The 25977-nt window shown below is 67.1% G+C and carries 22 protein-coding genes and 1 tRNA gene; 7 read left to right on the top strand and 16 right to left on the bottom strand.

Annotated features, from left to right (window positions below; genetic code table 11):
* Nucleotides 1-39: 39 nt before the first annotated feature.
* The 5 genes from K8P10_RS06620 to K8P10_RS06600 form a co-directional block, all read right to left on the bottom strand.
* Nucleotides 40-888, bottom strand: coding sequence for an FAD:protein FMN transferase (locus tag K8P10_RS06620; protein ID WP_224781007.1), 849 nt, complete (start codon nt 886-888; stop codon nt 40-42).
* Nucleotides 885-1430: an FMN-binding protein gene (locus K8P10_RS06615; RefSeq protein WP_224781006.1), complete on the bottom strand. Its 546-nt coding sequence runs from the start codon at nt 1428-1430 to the stop codon at nt 885-887. The genes K8P10_RS06620 and K8P10_RS06615 overlap by 4 nt, the downstream gene beginning before the upstream one ends.
* On the bottom strand, nt 1427-2932 hold the full coding sequence (locus K8P10_RS06610) for a ferric reductase-like transmembrane domain-containing protein (protein WP_224781005.1): 1506 nt from the start codon (nt 2930-2932) through the stop codon (nt 1427-1429). The genes K8P10_RS06615 and K8P10_RS06610 overlap by 4 nt, the downstream gene beginning before the upstream one ends.
* 152 nt (nt 2933-3084) lie before the next feature.
* Nucleotides 3085-3279 (bottom strand): hypothetical protein, encoded by a 195-nt coding sequence (locus tag K8P10_RS06605; protein ID WP_224781004.1) that lies wholly within the window; start codon nt 3277-3279, stop codon nt 3085-3087.
* 28 nt (nt 3280-3307) lie between these two features.
* Complete coding sequence (locus K8P10_RS06600; RefSeq protein WP_224781003.1) at nt 3308-3997, bottom strand: DsbA family oxidoreductase; 690 nt, start codon at nt 3995-3997, stop codon at nt 3308-3310.
* A 145-nt stretch (nt 3998-4142) separates the two neighbouring features.
* On the opposite strand from K8P10_RS06600, the gene K8P10_RS06595 reads away from it, so the two are divergent.
* The 3 genes from K8P10_RS06595 to K8P10_RS06585 are packed head-to-tail and all read left to right on the top strand — an operon-like array spanning nt 4143 to nt 7464.
* The gene (locus K8P10_RS06595) at nt 4143-5066 is read left to right on the top strand and encodes a hypothetical protein (protein WP_224781002.1); all 924 of its coding nucleotides are present in this window, start codon (nt 4143-4145) and stop codon (nt 5064-5066) included.
* A 53-nt stretch (nt 5067-5119) separates the two neighbouring features.
* Nucleotides 5120-6979: a Na+/H+ antiporter NhaA gene (nhaA, locus tag K8P10_RS06590; RefSeq protein ID WP_224781001.1), complete on the top strand. Its 1860-nt coding sequence runs from the start codon at nt 5120-5122 to the stop codon at nt 6977-6979.
* A gap of 26 nt (nt 6980-7005) precedes the next feature.
* Nucleotides 7006-7464, top strand: coding sequence for a GNAT family N-acetyltransferase (locus tag K8P10_RS06585; protein ID WP_224781000.1), 459 nt, complete (start codon nt 7006-7008; stop codon nt 7462-7464).
* A gap of 6 nt (nt 7465-7470) precedes the next feature.
* Here the strand turns inward: K8P10_RS06585 and K8P10_RS06580 are convergent, their stop codons facing one another.
* The 3 genes from K8P10_RS06580 to K8P10_RS06570 form a co-directional block, all read right to left on the bottom strand.
* A complete protein-coding gene (locus K8P10_RS06580) occupies nt 7471-8442 on the bottom strand; it encodes a bile acid:sodium symporter (RefSeq protein ID WP_224780999.1) in 972 nt (323 codons plus the stop codon).
* A gap of 317 nt (nt 8443-8759) precedes the next feature.
* Entirely contained in the window at nt 8760-11105 is a 2346-nt protein-coding gene (locus K8P10_RS06575) for an AAA family ATPase (protein ID WP_224780998.1), read from the bottom strand.
* A 485-nt stretch (nt 11106-11590) separates the two neighbouring features.
* Nucleotides 11591-11665: transfer RNA gene (locus tag K8P10_RS06570), tRNA-Gln, on the bottom strand.
* 152 nt (nt 11666-11817) lie between these two features.
* Here K8P10_RS06570 and K8P10_RS06565 point away from each other — a divergent pair.
* Genes K8P10_RS06565 through K8P10_RS06555 form a run of 3 tightly spaced genes read left to right on the top strand, consistent with a single transcriptional unit; the run spans nt 11818 to nt 16343 of the window.
* Nucleotides 11818-12771 (top strand): MoxR family ATPase, encoded by a 954-nt coding sequence (locus K8P10_RS06565; protein ID WP_224780997.1) that lies wholly within the window; start codon nt 11818-11820, stop codon nt 12769-12771.
* 10 nt (nt 12772-12781) lie between these two features.
* Complete coding sequence (locus K8P10_RS06560; RefSeq protein WP_224780996.1) at nt 12782-13939, top strand: DUF58 domain-containing protein; 1158 nt, start codon at nt 12782-12784, stop codon at nt 13937-13939.
* The gene (locus tag K8P10_RS06555; protein WP_224780995.1) at nt 13929-16343 is read left to right on the top strand and encodes a transglutaminase domain-containing protein; all 2415 of its coding nucleotides are present in this window, start codon (nt 13929-13931) and stop codon (nt 16341-16343) included. The genes K8P10_RS06560 and K8P10_RS06555 overlap by 11 nt, the downstream gene beginning before the upstream one ends.
* On the opposite strand, the gene K8P10_RS06550 is transcribed toward K8P10_RS06555, so the two are convergent.
* From K8P10_RS06550 to K8P10_RS06520, 7 genes are all read right to left on the bottom strand, one after another.
* Nucleotides 16333-17625, bottom strand: a complete 1293-nt coding sequence (locus tag K8P10_RS06550; RefSeq protein ID WP_224780994.1) for a thymidine phosphorylase — start codon at nt 17623-17625, stop codon at nt 16333-16335. The genes K8P10_RS06555 and K8P10_RS06550 overlap by 11 nt on opposite strands.
* Entirely contained in the window at nt 17622-18050 is a 429-nt protein-coding gene (locus tag K8P10_RS06545) for a cytidine deaminase (protein WP_224780993.1), read from the bottom strand. The genes K8P10_RS06550 and K8P10_RS06545 overlap by 4 nt, the downstream gene beginning before the upstream one ends.
* 2 nt (nt 18051-18052) lie before the next feature.
* Entirely contained in the window at nt 18053-19333 is a 1281-nt protein-coding gene (locus tag K8P10_RS06540; protein WP_224780992.1) for an ABC transporter permease, read from the bottom strand.
* Complete coding sequence (locus K8P10_RS06535) at nt 19330-20610, bottom strand: ABC transporter permease (protein ID WP_224780991.1); 1281 nt, start codon at nt 20608-20610, stop codon at nt 19330-19332. Before K8P10_RS06535 ends, K8P10_RS06540 begins: the two co-directional genes overlap by 4 nt.
* Nucleotides 20607-22124 carry an ABC transporter ATP-binding protein gene (locus K8P10_RS06530; RefSeq protein ID WP_224780990.1) on the bottom strand — a complete coding sequence of 506 codons (1518 nt, stop codon included), beginning with the start codon at nt 22122-22124 and terminating at the stop codon, nt 20607-20609. Before K8P10_RS06530 ends, K8P10_RS06535 begins: the two co-directional genes overlap by 4 nt.
* A gap of 74 nt (nt 22125-22198) precedes the next feature.
* Entirely contained in the window at nt 22199-23302 is a 1104-nt protein-coding gene (locus K8P10_RS06525; protein WP_224780989.1) for a BMP family protein, read from the bottom strand.
* 179 nt (nt 23303-23481) lie between these two features.
* Nucleotides 23482-24441: a Ppx/GppA phosphatase family protein gene (locus K8P10_RS06520; protein WP_224780988.1), complete on the bottom strand. Its 960-nt coding sequence runs from the start codon at nt 24439-24441 to the stop codon at nt 23482-23484.
* Nucleotides 24442-24480: 39 nt separating this feature from the next.
* Here K8P10_RS06520 and K8P10_RS06515 point away from each other — a divergent pair, with 39 nt between their 5' ends.
* Nucleotides 24481-24894 carry a GntR family transcriptional regulator gene (locus tag K8P10_RS06515; protein WP_224780987.1) on the top strand — a complete coding sequence of 138 codons (414 nt, stop codon included), beginning with the start codon at nt 24481-24483 and terminating at the stop codon, nt 24892-24894.
* A gap of 10 nt (nt 24895-24904) precedes the next feature.
* Here K8P10_RS06515 and deoC read toward each other — a convergent pair whose 3' ends face one another.
* Nucleotides 24905-25939, bottom strand: a complete 1035-nt coding sequence (deoC, locus tag K8P10_RS06510) for a deoxyribose-phosphate aldolase (RefSeq protein ID WP_370631987.1) — start codon at nt 25937-25939, stop codon at nt 24905-24907.
* Nucleotides 25940-25977 lie beyond the last annotated feature (38 nt).

Below are 25977 nucleotides of genomic sequence, written 5' to 3'. Positions count from 1 at the left end.
GGCCCTGACCAAGCCTCGGCACACACTGCTGCGGGCGCGTCAACGCACCATGTTCAGCAGCGGCTGCGCTGATGCGACCTCCACGCCTCCCGACCATCGTCGAACCCGACCATCGTCTCCGAACATCACCCCGCTGGTCATCGGCGCCGTCGCGACCCAGTCGAGTTCTTCGATGCCCGCTACCACCGCAGCGGTTGCCCAAACATCCGCGTCTGCGAGATGCGGGCTCACAATGCTGGCGCTCAGCACGCCCACTGCCGGCCGTCCGGTCACGGGGTCCATGATGTGCTCGCCTCGCTCTGCGGGACCGGACGTCGCGACAGCGCCCGCCCGGAGCGCCAGGCGCGCCCCGAGCCTGTCACGGTCTCGTGGGTGCGCAATTCCGACCTCCCATTCCCAGTCTGCGTCAGCGGCGGTGTCGACCTGCAGGTCACCCCCGGCGTTCATGCCCACCGCGGTCACGCCATCGAGCTCCAGCAGCGGTCGCAGATACACGTTGAACGCCGATTCGACCGCCCACCCTTTGACGTAGCCGGTCGGATCGAAGCCGCCACGCCAGTACGCCGAGAATCGACCTCCCGTCAGTCTCTCGGCGCTGTCGCATAGGCGCGCTACCTCGGCAACGCGCGGATCGGCCGCCTCGATGTCGAGCCGGCCGTCGCGAATTCGCGAGACCTCGGACTCGGGCAGGTATGGCGAGAAGATGCGCTCGATGCCACGCAGGTCGGCGAAAGCGGCATTCGCGGCACGTGCAGACGCCGCCTCGGTGGTGTCGGCACGCCGTCCACCCCCGAGGGTGGCGAGGACGACGTGTACGCTCACGGCGGTTCCCATGATGTGCTCCACGCGCACCCACCGTCGCGTCTCAGCTGCTGTCAGCGCACTCATGACTGACCCGCTCCCGGTGCCGTGGCCGCAGACGATGCCGTGCTTGCGGCGTCCGCCTGATCGATAGCGCTCTGCAGAGATTCGCGATAGCCGCTCATGGTGTATGTCGCACCCGAAACCATGTCGATGTTCGCGGACTGCGCCTGGATCGTCTCCTGCACCAGTTGCGGGAGAGCACGGGCGTTCACGCTCTGCTCGCGCCCTCCACCCGTCGGGAACTGGGGCACCTGGACATCTGTGATCCGGCCGTCAGCCACCGTGATCGCGACCTGTACGTCTCCGTAGCGGGTCGACGCGGCGTCTCCCGTGTACGTGCCATCGGTGAGTCCCGATCCTGCGGCCGGGGCCGGGCTCGCCGCCGTCGAACCGGGGCCAGACGAGGCCGGTACATCCGGTGTCGTCGCTGACGGGACCGTGGGACTCGAAGCCTGAGACGGAGACGCTGCAGTGGTGTCCGAGGCCTGCTGCAGCGAGAAGAGATAGCTGCCGACGAGTACGAGTCCACTCAGAGTGGCCATGACGGTGGTCGTGATCTTATTCATGATGCTGCTCCTGTTCGATGGGTGGCGAAGGTTTCGATATGGATGCGGTCAGGTCGCACCCGCGCACGCGTGAGGTCGTCTTGCACCGCAGACATCCACGCGGCGGGTCCGCACAGATACACGTCCACGTCGGTGAACGGGTCCGGGCCTGGCGCCGCGCCAGGCCCGACGAGCCGCCGCAGCAGCTCAACGCCGTCGGGTCCCGCGGCGGCCGGCAACCAGGGTGATCCAGCGCGTTCACGCGGGCCGTCGAGCGCGATGTGGACCAGTCCGCCCGCCTGCACCAGCCGCTCAATCGAGGCGTCAAGCATGCGTTCACTCGGTGCTCGATCACGAGTGACGAGAATCGCGTCACCGGGCGCGAACGGCTCAGCCTCGAGCAGGGCGATCAGCGGTGCGACGCCTGCGCCCGCGCCGATCATCAGGAGGCGCGGCTGCGAGCGCAGCGCACCAGTCATGTGCCCGAAGGGGCCCTCGATCAGCACCCGCGTGCCCGGTCTGAGTTCGCGCAGGCGCGCGCTGCCATCGCCGACCACCCGGGCCGAGATCTGCAGGTGGTCTCGGGTGGGGGCCGCAGACAGCGAGAACGGGTGTCCGGCGCTCCACCCCGCGCCGTCTTGGAAGCGCCAGACGAAGTGCTGGCCGGCACGCGCACGCAGACGGTGCAGGTCGCGACCGCGCATCCGCACCGTCACTGCGCGAGGTCCGTCCTCAGTGACCTCGACGACTCGGATCCCATGGCGCAGAGATCGCCCGAGCGGCATCCCGACTCGGAACACGACGACGCTCGCGAACGCCGCGGTCCAGAGCAGCCACCAGTAGGTTGACGCGATCGGGTTCGCGACGAAATCGCCTCCCGAGAGCAGCATGTGGGGAATCGCGAGGGCGACTCCGAAGTAGGCGTAGAGGTGGAGCAGGTGCCACGATTCGTAGCGCAGCCGGCGGCGCACGGGAGCGGCCGACGACGACATGACGAGGATCATGGCCGCGACACCGATCGTCGCCGCGAGTACGCCGGGAACACCGGTGACCACACTCCACGCCTCAGCCCAGAAGCTCACGCCGTCCTGCAGCGCATACGCGATCACGATGAGCAGGAGGTGCACGGTCAGCAGGGCGAACGACCACATGCCGGTGGTCCGATGTGCGCGGGTGATCGCGGCCCGGCCAAAGCCGCGTTCGAAGACCGGGATCCTCGCCATGAGGATCACCTGCAGGAGGAGCAGGTTCGCGGAGATGAGCCCGGTGATACGAGAGAGACTGACGAGGCTCTCCGCAGAGAACGCCAGGAGGTCGGTCACGCCGCCGCCCGCGACCCAGAGCGCAGTAATTGCGAGGGAGCTCAGCCAGACGACGACAGTCGCAGCAGCACGCCACGCGCGCGGGTGACCTGGAACCGCGAACTCGGGCGGTGCCGGGGCCCTGCGGTAGTGACGAGACTTCCGATCGTCATGCGCGGACCGCGGGGCAGACGGTGAGTTGAGGGTGTGAATCGCTGACATGCCCTCATCGTGGAGAATGCCGTCTCAGACGCGACTCAGAAACCCCCGTCTCGCCGACTTACCAGCGAACACACAACTGAAGCACAGGTACGCGCCCCGGAACGTCGCCGGCCTCACCGACGCTGAGCTCGATCGGTGAGGTGTGCGTTACCTCACGCGCAGCAGGACCCGCCGCAGCAGGATGCTCCGCTCTCCCCCTGGCCGAGCAGGTTCAGAATCTCACGCGACTCGGCATCTGCGAAGCCCGCGGCGCTCATGAAGCCCTGCTCTGGCTGCTCCGGCTGTTCTGACTGCACCTGCGCTGCGTCGGTGACTGCGGGCTCTGAAGTCTTCTGCTGTTCGGTCATGGTGAATCCTCTCGATGCTGGGTGGGTGCTACTCGGCGGTGGCTTCTTCGCGGGTCGCCTGCTCGCGCAACTGGAGCACCCGCCCCAGGGCGTCGGCGAAGATCTCCGCCGTCTGCGCACCGGGAATCGAGTACTGCTGGTCGAACAGGAAGAACGGTACACCCGTCACGCCGAGCATGCGAGCGCGCGTGATGTCGCGGTCGACGGCGTCGCCGTACTCCTCGTCGGTGAGTGCAGCGCGGGCATCGTCGGCATCGAGGCCCGCGTCTGCGGCGAGCGCCGCCAGCACGTCGGCGTCGGCAAGGTTGGCGCCCTCCGTGAAGTAGGCGGCGAAGAGGCGCTCGGACATTTCGGGCTGAAGGCCGCGGTCCTTGGCGAGGTGGAGGAGGCGGTGTGCGCGGCGCGTGTTGACGTGCTGCAGTCGGTCGAAGTGGTACTCGAGTCCCTCGGATGCTGCGAGTTCGGTCATCTGGCCGAGCATGGATTCGACGTCGGCGCGGGGCATGCCCTTGTGCTTGACGAGGAAGTCGATCTCGTCGCCAGCGAAGTCTTCTGGGGTGTCCGGTGAGAGTTCGTAGCTGTGGCTCTCGACTTCGAGGGTCACGTCGGGGTGCTGCTGGGCGAAGAGTGCGGTGCCGGCGTCGAAGCGCCGCTTGCCGATGTAGCACCAGGGGCAGGCGATGTCGGACCAGATGTCTACTCGAATGGTGTCAGTCACGAACGGTGCAACCGGCGTGGGGCGTGCGGTATTCCCGGTGTCATGACTGGCTCGCGGCGCCCCAGATCGCTGGCGTTCTTCTCGGTTGCATCACGTTTCGGCGTCGGTCGTCACGTTCGCGCTCGGACGGGGTTATCTTTTCGCCATGCGCCGTGCATCGCCGACTGTGCGGGAGGGATCCCGGGTTTCGCTGGCGCGGGTTGGCGGGCCCCGCCCGGCCGTGGCGGCGCTTGCGGTCTTGGCGCTGGCTCTCGCCGGTTGCGGTGGAGGTGCCGGGTCGGGCGGCGACGGAGAGGGCGCCTCGAGCGGGTCCGGTTCGGCTGCGACGACACAGGCGCCAGAGCCGACGCCCGCGGGTCCGGTCGGGCTCGAGTCGACCGACTTCGGGAACCTGACCTGGCAGGTGCGGCAGGGCGGGCATTCGCCTGACACCGTCGCTCTGGATCTCGTCGACGGTGCGGCGACTCTCGACTCGGCCGAGTACACGCTCGGCGAGGTCGTGCTCTCCGAGTTCACGGGCGACGAGCTCGTGGATGCGGCAGTGCAGATCACGGGGCACGACGGGAACGGACTCGATGACCAGTGGTACCTGTGGGTGGCGACGGAGGATGGACCCGTGCAGGTCACGCTTCCCATCGCCCGCATGTCGCGCTGCGGCACGGCCACGCACTCGGTGACCGCAGTGGAGGGTGGTGTGCGGGTCCATGAGACACGGCGAACGATCGGCGACGAGGGAATCGCGTGCTCCGAGCAGGGTACCGATGAGCGCATCAGAACGGTTGCGGCGGTCGAACTCCCTTCGAAGGGTGGCTGGTGGCCGGTCCAGACCGCGCCCATCGGCGGGTACGGCGGGCTCTGCCCGACCGCGGCGGACTACGAGGCGTACCCCTTCTCCGGGCAGCTGTTCGGAGCACCGGACAGCGACACTTCCGAGGTCGCCCAGGGCACTGAGCTCGGGGTGTTCCCCCTGGAGTCGTGGCCGGTGTACGACGGGGTGTTCGATGGGTGGCAGCTCGTCGGGATCCACACGGGTGAGATGATGAGCTGCGCCTGGGTGGAGTCGTCCTGACCGCTGCCGAGCGGCCGAGCGGCCGAGCGGACTCCCGGGCTTAGAATGCCTCCATGCAGAATGCGCGGCCCGCTCGGGGCCTGGCCCGGGTCACTCGCTCGCTGCGCACGGAGTCGGGATCCGCATTGCTCCTCGTCCTCGTGACCGCGGTCGCGCTGCTGTGGGCGAATTCCCCGTTCTCGGAGGCGTACTTCGGGCTGTGGCACGCAGACGTCGGGTTCGATCTCGGCCCGTTCGGCCTGCACATGGACCTGCACCACTGGGTGAACGACGGCCTCATGGTGGTCTTCTTCTTCGTGATCGGTCTCGAGGTGCGGCAGGAGTTCGCTCACGGATCCCTGCGGGATCGGAGCCGGGCTCGCCTCGCGCTCATCGCCGGAGTGGCCGGCGTCGCACTGCCCGCCGTCATCTACGTGCTGGTGGTCGGGCTCTCCGGTGGTGAGGGTCTGAGTGGGTGGGGCGCCGTCGTCGGCACCGATACGGCATTCATGCTCGGCGCGCTCGCAATCGTGGGACCGCGCCTCTCGGGACAGTTGCGGGTCTTCCTGCTCACCCTGACGGTGGTGGACGACTTTCTCGCAGTCTCGATCATCGGCGTCGTCTACAGCGAGGAGATCCGGCTCGTGCCGATCCTCATCGCGCTCGTCTGTCTGCTCGGCCTGTGGCTGCTCGGGAGGGCACGGCAGTGGAAGGCGACTCCGTACGTGCTGCTCGTCGTCGTGCTGTGGTTCGCGACGCTCGAGTCGGGAGTGCACGCCTCGCTCGCGGGCATGGTGGCGGGTCTCCTGATCCCCTCGTACGCCACGCAGCGGCAGAAGGTCGTCGCCGCGAAGCAGCTGTTCCGGGACTTCTGGCAGTCACCGAGTGCCGCGTCGGCGCGGGCGATGGATCGGGGCCTGTCGCGAGGCATCTCGGTCAACGAACGCCTGCACGAGTATCTGCGGCTGCCGACGGCGCTCGTGATCGTGCCGGTGTTCGCGCTCGCCAACGCCGGCGTCGATCTCCGCGGTGGCGTGCTCGGCGAGGCGTTCGCATCGTCGGTCACGTGGGGCGTGATCATCGGGCTTGTCATCGGCAAGCTGCTCGGCATCGGGCTCGTCACGTTCGCCGCCGTGCGGCTCGGCATCGGGCGCCTCCCCGATGGGGTCGGCATGGGCAGCGTTTTCGGCGGTGCGGCGCTGTCGGGTATCGGGTTCACCGTCTCGCTGCTCATCATCGGGCTCGCGTTCGGCACATCCTCCGAGCTCGGGAAGCAGGCGACGGTCGGTGTGCTCGTTTCGATGGTGCTCGCCGCCGCTCTCGGATGGCTCATCTTCCGGACGGCCGCGCGGAAGTGGGGCGAAGAGACCGCCGACCTGCCGATGATCCTCGAACCAGCCGTCGACCCCGAGATCGACCACATCCGCGGCCCCGAGGACGCGCAACTCACGCTCGTCGAGTACCTCGACTTCGAGTGTCCGTTCTGCGCTCACACCACGGGATCCTGGGAGGATCTGCGCCGGCACTTCGGGGATGACCTTCGCTACGTCGTACGCCACCTGCCGCTCGAAAGCGTTCACCCGCACGCGCTCCTCGCGGCTCACGCCTCCGAGGCCGCCGCGCGCCAGGGCAAGTTCTGGGAGTGGCACGACTACGTCTTCCCCCGGCAGAACGCCCTCGAGCTCCAGGACCTCGTCCGCTACGCCGAGGAGCTCGGCATCGACGCGGAGCAGTTCATCGACGACCTCGAGAGCACTGAGGTCGCCGCACGGGTACGTCGCGACGCCGTCAGCGCCGACATGAGCGGAGCACGCGGCACGCCAACGTTCTTCGTCAACGGCAGACGTCATGTCGGCAGCTACGACGCCCGGACGCTCATCGAGGCGCTCGAGCAGAGCCGCCGCGGAGCGCGCACGCAAGACGTGCCGAACTGACGATGCATTTCCACGAGAAGCCGCCGATGATCACCGTGAGCCGAGCAGACTTCGCAGATCCGGCGCTGATCGCATTTCTGCACGCGCACCTCGACGACATGGCACCCACCGCCCTCAGCGAATCCCGGCACGCCCTCGATCTGAGTGCACTCCAGCGGGACGGGGTGCGCCTCTGGGTCGCGCACGCCGCAGGCGAGCTCGTCGTAACGGTGGCGCTCGCCGCTCTGGAGCCGGGGCACGAAGAGCTCAAGAGCATGCGCACCTCCCCCGCGCACCGGGGTCGGGGCATCGCCTCACGCCTGCTCGCGCACGCACTCGACGACGCACGATCGCGCGGCACCACCCGGGTGTCGCTCGAGACCGGAAGCATGGAGTTCTTCGCCGCGGCCCGCGCCCTGTACCGACGCGCGGGCTTCATCGACGCGGCGCCGTTCGGAGACTACCGGGAGGATCCGCACAGCGTGTACTTGACGAAGGTGCTCTGAAGTCGCCTACGCGGGCTCCGCGGAGCGAGTCATGCGCGGGACGAGCCGCACGCAGATCACCATGATGACGAGTTCGACGAGCGTCTGCATCACTACGACGAGCGACGCGAGCGCGAACGGCTCGGGCAGCGCGAGGACGAGCGGCAGCACCACGAGAGAGTTCCGCGTCACCCCGCTGAACACGACCGCGCGGGTGCCTGGCGCAGCCAGTCGGGCGATCCGACCCGCGACGACGCCGAGGGGAAGCATCACGGCGGCGAACAGCACGAACACCGGTACGACGAGCAGCAGTGCGCCGATCCGGCTGCCCACTGCGGCGATCTGCGAGGCGACCACCACGGCGAGGGTGAGCATCATCAGCGGCACCATCGCGCCGAGCACCCGATCCTGAGCGGCCCGGCCGATTCGCGTGCGCGCGGCGGCGAGCTGCGTCAGCGCAGCCGCGAGCAGCGGGAGCACGATGAGCACGAGGAACGCCTCGACGAATGGCACGACGTCGACGCGCTGCACGAACTCCGAGCCGACGAACAGCCACAGGAACACCGGCAAAAGGAGCATCTGCGCGAGCATGAGCAGCGGGGCCGCAGCGAGGAGGCGATCCTGCGCCCCTCCTGCGAGCCCGGTGAAGACGATGACGTAGTCGACACAGGGAGTGAGCAGTACGAAGAGCACCCCGATGAGCAGCGCCCGGTCGTGGGAGACGATCCTCGACAGGAGGAGGACCACGAGGGGCACGATCACGAAGTTCAGGATCAGGACCGTGGCGAGAAACCGACCATCCCGAATCGCGCGCCCGATCCTCGCGAACGGGACGCCGAGGAACGTCGCGTAGAGCAGGAGACCCAGGACGGGGGTGATGAGGGACTCGGCCGGCCGGCCAATGGCCGGGATGCCGAGCCCCAGCAGAGCACCGATGCCGAGCGCGACGAGGTACAGGACGACCTGGTGCCGCTCCATCCACTCCGCTGCCCGACGCATGGATCTCATTCTTGCAGTGGAGCGAACATCACTGAACTGGCCGTCTTCAATGCTTGGGAATGGCGCCGGATCCATTGCGAGAGTTCGAGCCAGACAGAGCGCGAGGAACTGCCACTCTCTAAAGCTCTAACTGAGCTCCGAGTCGACTCTGAACTTGCGCGGTTCATCTGTCACCAAGAGTCGACTGATGCCTGAGATTCAGACTCGGCCTCAAACCTTCTCACCCCCAAGTTCCCAACTTCGACATTTACACAAAGTCCACCCAGTGAGTCCGCCGGGCTCGACTATTAACTGAATGGAGACTTGGTCGCAGGAGACTACAGAGCTCCGGTGTCCAGAAGGCTTTCAACTGCTTGAGGATCCATCCCAACGGCTTTGACCATGGCTAAAAAATGTTCGCGGTCTGCTAGGTACATGAACACTAAAGCGGTCGTCAGTTCCTCACGTATCGAAGGAAAGTCCAGAGCGCCACTCGGCCTAGGCTCTTCCCGATGAGACTGGCTATGAAGGAACTTGACGACTCGTTCTGCAAGGTCGCTGCCAATTGACGATTTCTTGACAACCTCGTCAACTTTCTCTTGGAACTTGATCTTGCTGGGCGCTCTGAACGACAGAAATCCCTCGAGTAGACGCCTGCCAGCATTACCCAGTAGAGGTAAGTACTCGGACAAGGAGGCATCTGCGTCAACTATCGCTTCCAACACATGCCGAAAGAGATAGTGATACTCGCTAGCGTGTTGAACGAGTCCGCGAGGGAGCTCCCGCAGAAGGCCTTCACGACCACCAATGTTATCTGCCGACGACGCGATCATCTCGAGAATCGCCACCCGCGGTCTTTGCGCCTCCGCGACGTCGCCCTCTCGAATTTTCTTCTGGGACTGAAACCAACGGTTCTGCAGCCCGAGAAGATTTAGTCTGAAGTATTCGTAGTCGTGGGTTAAGACAACGAGTTGCGCAAAAGTAGCTGTGCGCTTTTGCATGAGGCTAAAAGTGGCGAAGAGCCCTTCCTTGTCGAGACTCGTCATCGGATCGTCAACGACTACTATCGACCTCTCGGGTTCGTTTCCATCTTCTTCAAGAGAGCGCAAAAAGTATGTGAAAGCGATCGCGTTCCTCTCGCCTTCACTCAGTCGTTGAGCGACCTGATCCCCTCGGTTTACGACGTACCCCTTCCCATCGGAGGAAACGGAGACGCGGAGATGGGCATGGCCGAAGTACTGTCGGAGGTCATCATCGATCAAGCGAGCCATCCTCCCAACATCCTGCTGAGATTCTCGAAGCTCCGTCAGCTTGTCAGAGATCTTGCACTCAAGCTTCTCAATCGCCAGAATTGCTCGCTTTCCCCCTTCAAGTCGAGACTGCAACCTTCGATATTCGACTCCTGAGGCGGCACCAAAGTGGGATTCAACTGCAGTGCGAGCTGCCTGAATACGACCAGACTGGGAGCCCACGGCAGAATTGTTCTTATTGACGAGCTCTTGAAATGCGCTTAGGTCTACTGAAGGGAGCTGAACCGCAATTTGTTCAGAAGGAGGGAGCGGGCGGAGGGGGTCTGCGAGTCTTTCGCGGATGAGATCGGTCGCCCGTCCCAGTGCCGCGACGTGCACTTGTACAGCTTCTTGCACGAGTGAGTGCTGTTCAGACGCGAGATCCTTAAAATCGGGAAGATAATCTGCGACGGCGGGCAAGTCGCTCAACCAGCGCTCCCAAGAGCCTCTGCGCTCATCGAGAAAGTTGATCGCAGCGAGGCAGCTATTTCGCAATTCATCTAAAGCGTCGCTAAAGTGGGCCCGATAGGACAGTAGTGTTTCTCGAGAAACAGTACCTTCTCGGCAGAATCCGCAAAGATCTCCCTCAAAGTGGAGCGTCATTCCCTCCTCCACCCATTTGGCGAGCTCCGCCTTGCCCATGAGTCGAGAATCGGGAACTGACTCAATCGTCGTGCCGAGAAGTTGACTGTTTAATGTCTCATGAAACTCGGGCTCCAATGGCTCAGGTGATATCGAAATTCTTACCGGTTCCCTCAATGAGGCTGAAGCAACCTCAGTCTCGGCCTTCAGTTCAGCGTCCGTGAGCTCTACTAAGTCAGAATCGTTGAGAAGCTTTCGGGCTTGAGTGACCTGATACCTTGTCTGGTTATAATACGAAGAGTTCGCCTCAGCAAGAGCCGAGATGACCGACGCCTTTACCTCTCGCTCGAGGGTCTCCCGTTCGACGGAAATACTATCGGAAGCCGTCCTCACGCTAGCCCTGCGTCGTTGCAGGAGATCCAGGTGGTCAAGGGCCCGCTGTATCCCCGCTTCAGCTTGCACATTTTCCACTCCGAGCTTCAGAATCGGAAGCGCGCTCCCTTCACCGTCTAGAAACAGGCGCAGAGCGTCATGCACGTAATAGCGGTTATAGACGAAAACTTTGAGTGGGAACTCTTCGGAAGAGAATGCCCCGTTCCAAAGTGCCCCATCAACGAAAGCACGCGCTCGAAATGTCACGCCGTTCGCGTCTCCCAGAAGCGAAGAGAGACGTAACGCCTCAGAGAACGTGGTTTTACCAGAGCCATTACGTCCGTAGATAATGGTTTGGGCACCGAGCACACAGCTATCACTTCGGAAAGGCATAGTGCTCAACCCACGAAACGCGGCGTCGCTCCAGATCTTCAACAACATATGTTTACTATAGGAGCCCCCTGCTCTCAGTCCAACCTCACTCACGCGCAGCTTGAGCTTGTAGCCCAAACCCCGTGGCACCTAGAAGTCTCCGTGAGCGAGAAGACCCAACACCCGTGAAGCGCCACCGATTCGATTGCGTTCAGCACTCCTCAGATCACAACGATAGCTGGAACCTGTCGCCACCTTTGCCCTAGGTTCGAGGCGCCTTGTAAGGCGCGGAGGCAACACCTATAGATAGGACACAATTCCGGTTCACAACTCAGAGGTACCCGAAGAAGCGATCGCCGGATCACCCTAAAGGCCGCACACCCGAACCGCCTGACCATGGAATGGGACCCCTACTGACACCCGCAAACGGCGGTCTCAAGTCACCAGCACTCAGCCCACCGCCCCGAACCAACACTCCAACACAAATTAAAGAAGACGGCCCGCGCGCCAGAAACGCAAAAACCCCGGTATTCCGCAGAACACCGGGGTTGAAATGGCTGGGGTACCAGGACTCGAACCTAGAATAACGGTACCAGAAACCGTCGTGTTGCCAATTACACCATACCCCAAAGGAGTGGCTTTCGACTCGGATCAACTACTTCCGCGTCGTTCGCACCGAGAGATAACTCTACCGGGTCGGTCATCGAACACCAAATCCTGGCACGCCGTACTCGCCGCCCCGTATGGTGGAACGGACAAGCAAACCGAGGGGCGGTCGACGATGGCGGAAGCGGACACTTCGACCCGAGCGCTCGCGCAGCGCATCGCCCGTTCGATCTCAAGCGTCGTCACCGGGAAATCCGAGGCCACGGAGTCCGCGATCCTCACGCTCCTCGCCGGCGGGCACCTCCTCATCGAAGACGTACCGGGCGTCGGCAAGACGACGCTCGCCTCGGTGCTGGCGCGGACGATCAGCGCCGACAGCCACCGCATCCAGTTCACCTCGGACATGCTGCCGACCGACGTGTCAGGGCTTTCGATCTTCGACCAGGACGCGCACGCCTTCACCTTCCACCCCGGTCCGATCTTCACGAACATCGTCATCGCCGACGAGGTCAACCGCGCGACGCCGCGCACCCAGTCCGCTCTGCTCGAGGCTATGGCTGAACGGTCCGTGTCGGTGGACGGCACGACGCACCCGCTCCCCGACCTGTTCATGGTCGTCGCGACGCAGAATCCGCAGGACATGGCGGGCACGTTCCCCCTGCCCGAGGCGCAGCGGGATCGCTTCATGACGCAGATCTCGATCGGCTACCCCGACGCCGCCGCCGAACGTGCGATGCTCGCGAAACGGGGGGCCTCTGACCCGCTTGACGCCGTTACCCCCGTGGCGACGGTCGCCGACGTGCTCCGCGCGCGGCACGAGGTCGCCGGTCTGCATCTCGCGGAGCCGGTGCAGGAGTACCTCGTCGCCGTCGTGGCGAGCACCCGTCGGCACTCAGGCATCGCGCTCGGCGGCAGCCCACGAGCAACACTCCACCTCTCACGTATGGCGCGCGCACGGGCGGCGATCCGCGGCAGGGACTTCGTCTCCCCAGACGACGTTGCCGCGCTCGCGAGCATCGTCCTGCCGCACCGGCTCGTGCCTCGGGGACGCTACGAATCCGTGGCGGCATCGATGAGTGCGGCCACGGAGATCGTCGCCGAGATCGTCGCCCGCACACCGGTTCCGTGAGGCGCGCACCGTGAGCGTCAGACGCCGAGCAGCGCGACCAGCCGACCGTCGGCACTGGTGGCGCCGACCGCCGGTGACGCTCACGCGCCGCGGCACCGGAGTCCTCTGCACGGGTGCAGCACTCGGTGCCGCCTGGTTCGGCGTCGGGATCCGCGATCTCTGGTACCTCGCCGCCCTCCTCGTGGCACTCGTCATGGTCGCTGCGATCATCGTGATCTCGCTCCCCCGTGCAGCACGACTCCGGCCGATCCTCACCACTGACGACCCGACCCCGACCGCCGGCACGCGCTTCGCAGTCGCTCTTCAGGTGCACGCGAGACTGCCAGCGACGATCCCCGTTGAGCTCGAATGGGCTGCAGGCGGTGGACGCCAGCGCCTGGTCGCCGGCCCCGAGACGACTGCGCCCCGGATCGTGACCTGCACGGCGCACCGCCGAGGTCCGCTCAGGGTCGGCGTCGGGGCGCTCATCGTGCAGGATCCGCTCGGCCTCGCTCGGCACCGCGTGCGGAGCCGCGCCGGCCTCGACGTGCTCGTCCTCCCCGCACTCGTGCACGATCTCCCCGAGCCGCGGGGCGGCGTCAGCGTGCACGGCGCCTCCGCAGCCCCGGCCGGGCGCACCACCGCTCAGGTCTCAGGCGAACCCAGCGGATCCGTTCGCGAGTACCGGACCGGCGACGCCATCCGCCAGGTGCACTGGAAGCAGAGCGCCAGACAAGGGCAGCTGCTCGTCAATGTTCCCGAGGACGCCGAGGTCTCCGAACGCACCATCCTCATCGACACCGACCCGGCGAGCTACGCTGCTCCGCGGGTCGGCGAAGCAGCAGACGCAGCGGTTGGCGCACCGGACGCCGAACCTGACGCCCCGGCGGCAGACCGTTTCGAGCACGCCGTCTCCACCGCCGCGACCCTCGCGGTGCACTGGCAGCGCGAGGGTCACCCGGTGCGCCTCATCGTCGGTCACGGTGAGGCACACGGACTCGATGCACCGGATGACGCGCTCATCCTGCTCGCGCGAGCGACCCTCAGCACGGAGACCGACGACCACCCGTTGCCGCGGATCGACGCCGTGGTCACCGGACGAGCGACACCGGAGCTGTGGGAGCGCCTACCCGATCCGGGAGTGGAGCTCTACGCCGTCTCCGACATCGGAGCAGGCCATGGTGCGTGACGCCCGCGGACGCACGGCGCGGAACTCAGGAGCACCGGAGCGGGCGCGGATCCTGATCGCCGGCACCGCCCTCGCCTGCCTGTTCGCGCTCGTGCTCGTGGCGCTCACCGCAGTGTTCGCGGCGGACGGGTGGCTCCCCCGCGCGATCGTCATAGCGGTCGGCGCCGTGCTCGGCTCAGCCGGTGCGCGTGCTCTACTCCCGGGCAGCACGGGGACCTGGCGAGCCGGTGTGCTCGCCGCTGTGACCGGCACGCTCGTCGGCGGAGCGGCCTGGGCGGCGCCGCTGGTGGCCAGTGGACGTCTGAGGACCTGGCTCGAACTCCCGAATGATCTGGTCCAGCAGATCTCGCTCGAACTCACCATCGGAGCAGCTCCGGTCCGCCCGTCGCCCGAGCTCGGCGACGTCATCTGCACCGCCGTGCTTCTGATCTCCGTCGTGGTGGTCGTGCTCTTCAGCACCCGAGCGCTCCTCGCGAGCGGCATCACCGTCGCGCTCCTCCTCCTCGCCACCCCGATCGTGACCACCCGTGGCGTCGATCCCCTCACTCTCGTCATCGCCGGCTTGCTGCTCGCCGTGATCTTGTGGGCGGGATCGCCGACGCTTCGACCAGGCGGACTGGTCGCCGCCGGCGTTGCCGTCGCGGTCGCGGCCGGGGCGGTCTCCCTCGCACCGCCCACGCGGGACCGCGTCTGGAACTCGGCGAACGTCACCGCCCCGGTCGGCAGCAACACACCGGACGTCAGTCTCGCGCTCGCCGACGACCTCCGCGAGCGCAGCAACACCCCCGCGTTCAGCTTCGTCGCCGAGGACCGCTCACCGCTCAGGTTCACCCTCGCGACCGTCGCAGACTTCAGCGGCGGACGCTGGCAACCGCAGGACGCGCTCACGAGCGACGGCCTCGACGTGACCGTGGAGCGCGATCCCGCGCAATTGCCACCTCAGACCGAGAGCACCGCTCCCGTGGATCGCTCGATCAGCCTGCAGATCACCATCGACGGCCTCGTGAGCGAGTGGATGCCGCTGCCCCAGTCGACGGCGATCGTGGGCACCGCGCGCGGCGGCGGCATCGACACCGACCAGTGGCTCTGGGTCGACGCCGCAGCAGCAGCACGCTCGGAGCGGTCCGCCACGCAGCGCGGCGACTCGTACATGGCGCTGTACACGCCGTTCGATCGCTTCCCCGCATCCCCGCGCCCGGAGGGCGGGCGCAATGCGGCGAACGCGGTCCCGATCCCGACACCCGAGACGGAGCCGCGCATCACCGACCCGGCCTCCGCGCCACCGGAGATGCAGGAGTATCTTGAGCTGCCAGGTGAGGTGCCCCAGAGCATCAGCGACGCAGCGGAGCGGCTGCGCGTGAGCGCCGGATCCGACGATCGCCTCGTCATCGCCGAGACGATCGAGCGGTGGTTCCGCTCCGGGGCATTCACCTACGACGAGTCGGCGCCCTCCACCGCAGACGACGATGCGGATGACCCCTACGCGATCATGGAGACGTTCCTCGCCGACCGCAGTGGATTCTGCATCCACTACGCGTCGACGTTCGGCGTCCTGGCGCGCGAGCTCGGGCTGCCCACCCGAGTCGCGGTGGGGTACGCCGCACGAGCCGAGTCCTCGGAGCGGACCACGGTGCGCGGACGCGACCTCCATGCCTGGCCCGAGGTCTACGTGACCGGGGAGGGCTGGATCCCCTTCGAGCCCACGCCGGGCGGTGCAGGATTCCGAGCCGACACGGGTGAGGACGTGCCATCCACGCCAGGCGCGCAGGATCCAGCGGAGGGTCCGGACGAGACGACGACACCGGAGAGCTCCCCGACTCCCGAGGAGATCGATGAGCCGACCGAAGACGAGGCTGCCGCTCCCGCAGACGACGGCACCGACATTTCCGCGACGGGAGACACTGGAGCGTGGCTCGCAAGGAGCGCGCCAGCACTCGCGGCGCTGCTTCTGCTCCTCGTTCCGGCAGCGGTGCGGCAGGCCGTCCGCCTCGTGCGACGCAGGCGCGTGCGCCAAGGCGCCGCACCGGCGTCAGCGGCGTGGGCGGAGTTCCGCTCGCGAGCACGGGATCTCGGCGTCGAACGGGCAGACGCCAGGCAGGGAGCAGGCGCTTCTGCTTCCGCTCCCCGAGCGCGCACACCTGAGGCCGCGGTCGAGTACCTCGTGGCCACCGGAGCACTGACCGACTCCGCAGCGGTCGGGGCGGCGTGGGCGCTCGCCTCAGCCGTCACCGCTGAGCGCTACGGCGCCAGTGCCGCCCCGGCATCGTCGGAGGCACTCATGCGCCAGTGCACGACCGCGACCGCTGGGCTCGCGAGGGCCAGCACCCGCTCCCGCCGCGTATTGGCCGCGCTCGCTCCGGCGTCGCTTCTCCGACGTCGAGAGGATCGCCAGGCTAGGCCGTGATGCGCTCACGCACGAGCGGACCGCGCTCGAGCGCAGCATCGCCGATCTCCCAGGCACCGTCGACGGCATCGAGCGCGCGATCGAAGCGCGCGGCGTCCTCGGCGGAGAGCGTGAAGAGCGGCTGCCCGGCCTCGACCCGATCACCGGGCTTCGCGTGCAGGTCGATGCCGGCCGAGAAGACGACGGCATCCTCGGCACGGGCGCGCCCTGCCCCGAGTCGCCACGCCCCGATGCCGAACGGGAGCGCTTCGATCCGCGTCACCACACCCGACGTCGGCGCGACGACGGTGTGCGTCTCGGGAGCCGTGGGCAGCGGCGCGGAAGGATCCCCGCCCTGCGCCCGGATCATCGCGTTCCAGGTGTCCATGGCGCGGCCGTCATCGAGCGCCGCCTCCACGTCGGCGTCCGGCTGACCGGAGGCCGCGAGCATTTCGCGGGCGAGCGCGACCGTGAGCTCACGCACATCGGCGGGTCCGCCTCCTGCGAGGATCTCGACGGACTCACGCACCTCGTTCGCATTGCCGATCGCGAGACCGAGCGGGGTCGACATATCGGTCAGCAGCGCTGTCGTCGTGACACCGGAGTCCGTGCCGAGCGCGACCATCGTCTCGGCGAGCTCGCGGGCGTCGTCGATGCGCTGCATGAAGGCGCCCGATCCGAACTTGACGTCGAGCACGAGCGCGTCGGTGCCCTCGGCAATCTTCTTCGACATGATGCTCGACGCGATGAGCGGGATCGCATCAACGGTACCGGTGACATCGCGAAGCGCGTAGAGCTTCTTGTCGGCGGGGGCGAGCCCCGATCCCGCTGCGCAGATCACAGCGCCCACCTCGCCGGCGAGCTGCGCGAAGAACTCGTCGTTCGACAGCGCGGCGCGCCAGCCGGGAATCGACTCGAGCTTGTCGAGCGTGCCACCCGTGTGTCCGAGGCCCCGGCCGGACAGCTGCGGAACCGCGACGCCGAACGAGGCGACGAGCGGCGCCAGGGGCAGCGTGATCTTGTCGCCGACGCCCCCGGTCGAGTGCTTGTCCACGGTGCGCTTGCCGAGGTCGGCGAAGCTCAGCCGCTCCCCCGACGCGATCATGGCGTCCGTGAGCACACGGATCTCGTCCCGGCTCATGCCGCGCTGGAAGACCGCCATCGCGAACGACGCCATCTGCGCGTCGGAGACGTAGCCGCGGGTGTACGCGTCGACCATCCACCGCAAAGCGGGCTCCGGCACGTCACCCCCGTCTCGCTTGGCGCGGATCACATCGACGGCGTCGAAGGGTTCTGGGCTCACGAATCGCTCCTCTGAGTCGCTCGGTAGTCGTCGATATCGCCCCGCCCGAAGGCGTCGGGCAGGACCTCATCGAGGGTGCGGACCCCCGACACGGTGTCGAACTGCATGCCGGGAGCGGCGTGCTCGACGAGCAGTTGCCTGCAGCGCCCGCACGGCATGATGATCTCGCCCGACCCGTTGACGCAGACGAAGGCCGCGAGTCGCCCTCCGCCGCTTCGGTGGAGCTCGGAGACGAGCCCGCACTCGGCGCACAGCGTCAGGCCGTACGACGAGTTCTCAACGTTGCAGCCCGTCACGAGCCGCCCGTCTTCGGTGAGCGCGGCCGCGCCGACGGGGTACTGGGAATACGGGACGTAGGCGTGGGTGCCCGCTTCCACTGCGGCAGCGCGCAGAGCGGACCAGTCCACGGGGGTTGTGTCAGCCACGCTCACTCCTTCACGTAGGCGGTGCCGTTGGCCGCGGGCGGCCGCGAGCGTCCGGTGAAGCCGACGACCGCGAGCACCGTCACCAGGTACGGCAGCATCGACATGAACTCGCCGGGGATCGGCGATCCGAGGTTCACGAGCAGCGTCTGCAGGTTGCTGGCGAACCCGAACAGCAGCGCCGCGAGGGTCGCCTTGATCGGGTCCCAACCGCCGAAGATCATGGCGGCGAGTGCGATGAAGCCGAGACCGCCGGTCATTTCCTTATCGAACGAGCCGACAGCGCCGAGCGTGAAGTAGGCGCCGCCGATGCCGGCGATCGCGCCGGCGAGCAGGACGTTCCAGAACCGGGTCGGGTTCACGCGAATGCCGACGGTGTCGGCGGCCTTCGGGTGCTCGCCGACCGCGCGGAGCCGAAGGCCCCAGCGCGTGCGGTAGATGCCCCAGGCGACGAGCGGCACCACGATGTAGGCCAGGTAGACGATGAGGGTCTGGTTGAAGAGGACCGGCCCGAGCACGGGAATATCGCTGAGCAGCGGGATCGACCAGCGCGGGAAGCGAGGCGGCGAGTTCAGCAGCGCCGCGTTCGGCACCATGATCGCGCCGTGCAGGAAGCTCGTGAGGCCCGTGATGAGCACGTTCAGCACCACGCCGACGATGATCTGCTGCACGAGGTACTTGATCGAGAACGCAGCGAGCACGGCGGCGACGAGCAGACCGGCGACCATGGCACCGATGAGCCCCGCGACGTAACTGCCCGTCAGGCTCGCGATGAGCGCGCTCGAGAATGCCGCGAAGAGGAACTGCGCCTCGATCGCCACGTTGACGACGCCCGCGCGCTCGCCGATCACGCCACCGAGTGCGCCGAAGATCAGCGGCACCGACAGCGAGACGGCACCGAACAACAGCCCCGTCACCGGCACGAGGCCGTCTGCCGACGACCAGACGAGGAAGGCGAAGACGCCGACCACCGAGAACAGCGACACGAACCACAGCGGGGTCGGGCGGTACCGGCTCCACTGGAAGAACGCGAACGCGGTCCCGAGCACCATGAGCAGCGCGCACACCGTCACGGTCGGGCCCGTCGGCATGGCGAGGTCGGGCAGCGGCACCTCGGACGAACGGTCGGCGAGGCGGAAGTTGCTGTGCCCCTCGCGGCCGGCGGGGAAGGCGAGGAGCAGGATCAGGATCGACGCGATCCCGAACGAGATCGGCGCCTTGAGGCTGCGGGTGCGGACGACGGGCTGCCCGAAGTCCTCGTTCACGGCGATGGCCGGAGCGCTCATGCCTGCACCTCCTTCGCAGCGAAGAGCCGCTGCGCGCGCTTCACGCGCTTCCCGTTCATGAAGAACACCGTGCGCACGAGCGGCGGCGCGGCAATGAAGAGCACGATGAGCGACTGCACCACGAGCACGATGTCGACGGGAATACCCTCGGCGATCTGCATCGTGAAGCTGCCCGCCTTCAGCGCACCGAACAGCAGGCCGGCGGCGAACACGCCCCAGGCGCGACTGCGCCCGAGGAGCGCCACGGTGATGGCGTCGAAACCGATCCCGGCGTCGATGTGGCTGGCGAAGCCGCTCGTGATCGTTCCGGCCATCTGGTTGACGCCGGCGAGACCGGCGAGACCACCGGCGAACGCCATGGCGTAGAAGATGATGCGTCCAACCGAGATGCCGGCAGCCCGCGCGGCGTGCGGGTTCTCGCCCACCGCGCGCATGCGGAAGCCGAGGGCCGACCGCTCAATGAGCCACCACACGAACACCGTCGCAGCGATGGCGACGACGAAGCCCCAGTTGGTGGTGAGCGGAGCGCCGAACAGCAGCGGGAACTGCGCGGTCTCTGGCGTCGCCGGTGAGATGGGCTGGTTGCCGCCAGGGCGCTGCAGGAGGCCAGGGGTCGACAGGAGCCACGCGACGAAGTAGAGCGCGATGAAGTTCAGCATGATCGTCAGGATCACCTCGTGGGCACCCGTACGCGCCTTGAGAATGCCGACGATGCCGCCCCAGATCGCACCGCCGATGATGCCGGCGAGGATCGTGAGCGGCAGGTGGATGATGAACGGCGCCTGCACTGTGAAGGCGACGGCACCAGCGGCCGCCGCGCCCATGAGCATCTGACCGCGACCGCCGATGTTGAAGAGGCCGACGCGGAACGCGAGTCCCACGCCGAGACCGGCGGCGATGAGCGGTGTCGCGTAGTTCAGGGTGTCGCTCAGCGGCTTGATCGCGCGGATAAACGTCGGCGCGTCGTAGTTGAAGATCGCGCCGCGGAAGAGCGCGGCGTATCCGCCGGCAATCGCATCCCAGAGCGCGACGAGCGTGTCGGCGGGCCTGGCGAAGAAATAGCCGAGCGAATCCTGCACGCCCTCGTCGGTCGCGGCGATCAGGATCCCGCCGATGATCATCGACAGAACGATCGCGAGCACCGTCGTCAGGACGCTGGCGTTGAAGATCTGGGAGAGCAGCTTGTTCTGCTGGGGTGCTTCCGGCGTCTCGGCGGCGGGAGCACCGGATGCTGGCGTTCCGGATCCCTGCCCGGCCTGTGCTGTGGTGTCGCTCACGCGGCAGCCTCCTCGATGCGCTCGCCCGCCATCATCAGGCCGAGCGTCTCGCGCGACGCGTCTCCGGGGACGACCCCGATGATGCTGCCGCGATACATGACGGCGATGCGGTCGGCGAGTGCCGAGACCTCGTCGAGCTCGGTGGAGACGAGCACGACCGGCACCCCGGCGTCACGGGCCGCGATGATCCGCTTGTGAATGAACTCGATCGAGCCGACGTCGACGCCGCGCGTCGGCTGCGAGACGATGAGCAGCCGCAGGTCGCGGCTGAGCTCGCGGGCGATGACGACCTTCTGCTGGTTGCCGCCCGAGAGTCTGCCGGCGGGCGTATCCGGGCCCTGGGTGCGGATGTCGAACTCGTCGATCTTCTCCTGCGCGAAGTCGCGGAGCGTGCTGCGGCGCACGGTACCACCGGAAACGAAGGCGGAGTCGCCCGACCGGTTGAGCATGAGGTTCTCGGCGACGGTGAACTCGCCGACGAGACCGTCGACGGTGCGGTCTTCCGGTACGAACCCGACACCGGCGTCGATGACCTGCTTGACGGAGCGCCCGAGCAGTTCGCTGCCCTCGAGTTTCGCGCTGCCCTTCGAGACGGGCTGCAGACCGATGAGCGCCTCGGTGACCTCGGTCTGCCCGTTGCCCTGCACTCCAGCGATGGCGAGCACCTCGCCAGGCTTGACCTCGAAGCTCACGTCATCAACTACGACGTGACCGGTGTCGTCGGTGACGCTCAGCCCGGTGACCGCGAGACCCGAGCCCTCGGCGATGCGCGGCGGATCCTTCTGCACCGTCAGTTCGACGGCGCGGCCCACCATGAGCGAGGCGAGCTCGCTGTTCGTCGAGTCCGGCTGCGCCTCCGCCACGATCTTGCCGTGCCTGATGACGGTGATCCGGTCGGCGACCTCGCGCACCTCGCGCAGCTTGTGCGTGATGAAGACGATCGCGGTGCCCTCGTCGCGGAGCTGCCGCATGATGCCCATGAGCTCGTCGGTCTCCTGCGGCGTGAGGACGGCGGTCGGCTCGTCGAAGATCAGGATCTTCGCGTCACGCGAGAGCGCCTTGATGATCTCGACGCGCTGCTGCACGCCGACGGGCAGGTTCTCGACGAGGGCGTCCGGATCCACGCGGAACCCGAACCGGTCCGCCACGGAACTCACGTGCTTCCGGGCCGCCGGCAGGTCGAGGGCCCCGGCGAACCGGGTCTCCTCGTGCCCGAGCATTACGTTCTCGGCGACGGAGAAGACCGGGATGAGCATGAAGTGCTGGTGCACCATGCCGATCCCAGCGGCCATCGCGTCGCCCGGACCGCGGAAGTGCTGCGGCACTCCGTCGATGAGGATCTCCCCCTCCTCGGCGTCGTACAGTCCGTACAGGACGTTCATCAGCGTCGACTTGCCCGCGCCGTTCTCCCCGAGGAGCGCGTGGATCTCTCCGGGGCGCACTTCGAGGTTGATGCGGTCGTTCGCGACGAGGGATCCGAATCGCTTCGTGATCCCGCGCAGTTCCAGTGTCATACGTGGCTCTCGCGGATCAGGGGTGGAGTGGGGAGGGGGTGCGACCGGCGGCCCGAGGGCCGCCGGTCAGCGGGTTACGGCGAAGAGACCGACTCGGCGTCGATCGACCCGTCGATGATACCGGCGCGGATGTCGTCGAGCTCGGCCTGCAGGTCGGCGTCGATCTTGTCCTCGAAGTCGTGGAAGCTCGAGAGCCCGACGCCCTCGTTCTCCAGCGTGCCGACGTAGGCCTCGGTGTCGGAGTCACCGGTCGCTGCCATCATGACGGCGTCGTAAACGGCCTGGTCCATGGACTTCTGGATCGACACGAGCAGCAGATCAGCCACGTTCGGATCGCTCTCGTAGACGTCGGCGTCCACGCCCATCAGCGCGACATCGCCGCCGGAGTCGCGGATCGCCTCTGCAGCAGACTGGTAGATCGGTCCGCCGACAGGGAGCAGCACGTCGGCGTCCTGATCGATGAGGCCCTGCGCCATCTGCTTCGCCACATCGTTCGCGGCGAACTCGTCGGTGAACTGCCCGTCCTGCGAGTCGACGTTCCAGCCGGTGACGCGAACGTCCTCGCCCTTCTCCTCGTTGTAGTAGTCGACGCCCTTGGCGAAGCCGTCCATGAAGATCGTGACCGGCGGGATCTTGGCACCACCGAAGGTACCGACGACGCCCGACTCCGAGTACGACGCCGCTGCGTACCCGCCGAGGAATGCGGCCTGCGCCGTGTCGAACACGAGCGGCTTGATGTTCGGCGCATCGGTCTCGCCGTCCTGGTCGTTGTCCGCCCAGTCGTCGATGATCGCGTACTCGACATCCGGGTTGGCGTTCGCCGACTCGACGGTCGGCGCGCTCAACATGAAGCCGACCGACACGATGAAGGTGCAGCCCTCGGAGACGAGACCGTCGAGGTTGCCCGCGTAGTCGCTCGAGTTCTGCGACTCGGTCTGCGTGTACTCGATGCCGAGCTCATCAGCGGCCTTCGTCAGCCCCTCGAAGCCGAGCTGATTGAACGAGCGATCATCGAAGCCGCCCTCATCGGAGACCATGCAGGGCTTGAAGCCCTCCACGACATCCGCCGAGGCCTCCCCGCCCGATTCTTCGGGAGCCTGCCCACAGCCGCTGAGGCCGAAGGCGAGCCCTGCGGCGGCAATGCCACCCAGTACCTGAGTCGTTTTCGAGATTTTCAACACCCTGCTCCCTCGCAAGTCCTATATCTGACGTACGCATACCGCGCTAAGAGATCATCATTCCAGGTGCCTTTCCCCAGACGAAAGCGGCACGCAGAACCGATGCCAATCTGACACCTGACCTGGTCATCCGCGGACAGGCGTCCGTCGTATTCCTACAAACGGGGGTGCCGGGGCGACTACGCGAGGTGCTCGACCGGGTCCGCTCCCCGCCCGTCGAGCGCATCGATGTACCTGAGCACGATGCCCTCGCGCAGCGCCCAGGGCGAGACCGTGAGCGTCGACACGCCGAACACCTTCATCGCCGTGCGCAGCACGACCGCCCCCGCCAGGATCTGGTACCCGCGCTCGGGGGTGATCCCCGGCAGATACTCGCGCACCTCGCCGGGCATCTGCCGAAGCGTCGGTTCCCACTCGCGCAGCCCGGTGTAGTGCAGCTGAGACAGATCGCCCGTCACCGGATCAGACGGGCCTCCGATGAGCCTGCCGAGCGAGCGGATCGTCTTCGACGTGCCCACGACGCGCTTCGGCTTCGGCCGGTCGGCGAACAGCTCGTCGCGCACGCGCGTGAACTCGGCACGCGCGTGCGCGCGCAGGGCGGAGATCGCCTCGCGCTGCGGCGGATCCTCACGGAGGAAGTTGATCGTCGAGCGCCCGGCACCGAGAGGCAGCGACACCTGCACGTCCGGGTACTCGTCCGCGCCCTGCGCGATCTCGAACGATCCGCCGCCGATGTCGAAGAGCAGCACCTCGCCCGCAGACCAGCCGAGCCACCGCCGCACCGCGAGCATCGTGATCCTCGCCTCGTCCTCACCGGAGAGCACGCGCAGCACCATGCCCGTCTCCCGCGTGATCCGCGCGAGCACCTCCTCGCCGTTCGCCGCCTCGCGCAACGCCGACGTCGCCGTCGAGATCACGTCGTCGACCCCGATCTCTTGTGCCTTCACGCTCGACTCCTTGATGGCGTCGACGATGAGGCGGACGCCCTCCTCCGTGATCGCGCCGTCGTCGTCGAGGTACCGCATCAGCCTGACGGTGCTGCGCTGCGAGTGGTACGGGATTGGGCTTGCACCGGGGTGGGCATCCACCACGAGCAGGTGGACGGTGTTGGATCCCACATCGATCACGCCGAGTCGCATGCGCACGAGTCTAGTGCGCGATCGCATACCCTGGTGAGCATGCCCGATGTAGCGCAGGATCACGATCCGCTCCACGTGTTCTCCGTCGACCCGACCGCCGAGACACCGCCGTTCCGCCAGATGCACGACGCGGTCGTGCAGGCGCTCGCGGACGGTCGGCTCCTGCCGGGACAGAAACTGCCCACTATCCGGGCGCTCGCGGGGCACGTCGACGTCGCCGTCAACACCGTCGCCGCAGCGTACCGCTCACTCGAGGGCGCCGGCGTCATCGAGGGACGCGGCAGAGCAGGCACCTTCGTCTCACTCGACGAAGACCCGGTCGGTGCGGCAGCCCGCCGTATCGCCCTCGACGCGGCCGAGCAGATGCGCGACCTCGGCGTGAGCCCTGAACGCTCGCGCGAGATGTTCACCGAGGCGGTCGCGGCGCTCCGTCCACCCCAGCGCACCGCGTGAGCGTGTCGCCTCAGTAGGCGCCGGGGCCTGCAGCGGTCGCGTCGGCGTCGGCGTCGGCGTCGGCGTCCCAGTCCGCGAGGATCGCGGCGGTGCCTGAAACGCCGAACCGGGTGGCCCCCGCGTTCCAGAGCTCGCGTACGGCGGCGGCCGTGCGCACCCCTCCTGAGGCCTTGATGCCCAGGCGGCCGCCGACCGTGTCGGCCATGAGACGCACGGCGTGGACGCTCGCCCCTCCGTCGGCGTGGAAGCCCGTCGAGGTCTTCACGAAGTCCGCTCCCCCGGTCTCCGCTGCCCGGCAGGCGCCGACGATCTGCTCATCGGTGAGCGACGCCGTCTCCAGGATCACCTTGAGCACGCGGCCGGGGCACGCGTCGCGCACCGCGCGGATCTCGAGTGCCACGTCGTCCCAGCGTCCGGCCCGTACGAGGCCGAGGTTGACGACCATGTCGATCTCCTCGGCACCGTCGCCGACGGCGCGCGCCGCCTCGGCAGCCTTAATGTCGGCGTGGTGCGCACCGGAGGGGAACCCGACGACCGTGACGATCTCGAGGCCGCGATCCTTCGCCGGCAGCAGCGAGGGGCTCACGCACACCCGCTTCACGCCGAGGTCAGCGGCGTCGGCGAGGAAGGCGTCGAGCTGATCCGCCGTGGTCCCGCTCGCGAGCAGGGTGTGATCGGCGATCTCCAAAAAGTACTCGGGCGTAAGAACGTCGGGGGTGCTCGGCTGGGCTGCGGTCGGTGCTGCGGTCATGCGTCGATCGTAGCGGAGCCTCCCGGGTGCGCCGTCGGAGCGTGCACGAGGCAAGCACCAGCGCGCCGGCAGCACATCGGAGACTGCCGACAGCACCTCGGGCATGTCCTCGCGCGGCATGAACACCCCGCCGAGGATCACCTGCGGGAACACGAGGAGCGGCATGAACTGGACGGCCTGGAACTCCGTCTGCGCGAACGCGCTCGTGAGCAGGCCGAGCGCCGTGCCGAGCCCCCCCCTGGGCGCCGGCTCGCCGAGACTGCACTCCGTGGGGCTTCCGCGGCTATGAAACACGACGAACTGCGATCTCGGCGCCGCTCGGGCGGGGCGCG

It is taken from the genome of Leucobacter sp. Psy1 (assembly GCF_020096995.1).
In the GTDB taxonomy this organism is placed as follows: Bacteria; Actinomycetota; Actinomycetes; order Actinomycetales; family Microbacteriaceae; genus Leucobacter.
This window is presented reverse-complemented; position numbering and strand designations above follow the sequence as displayed.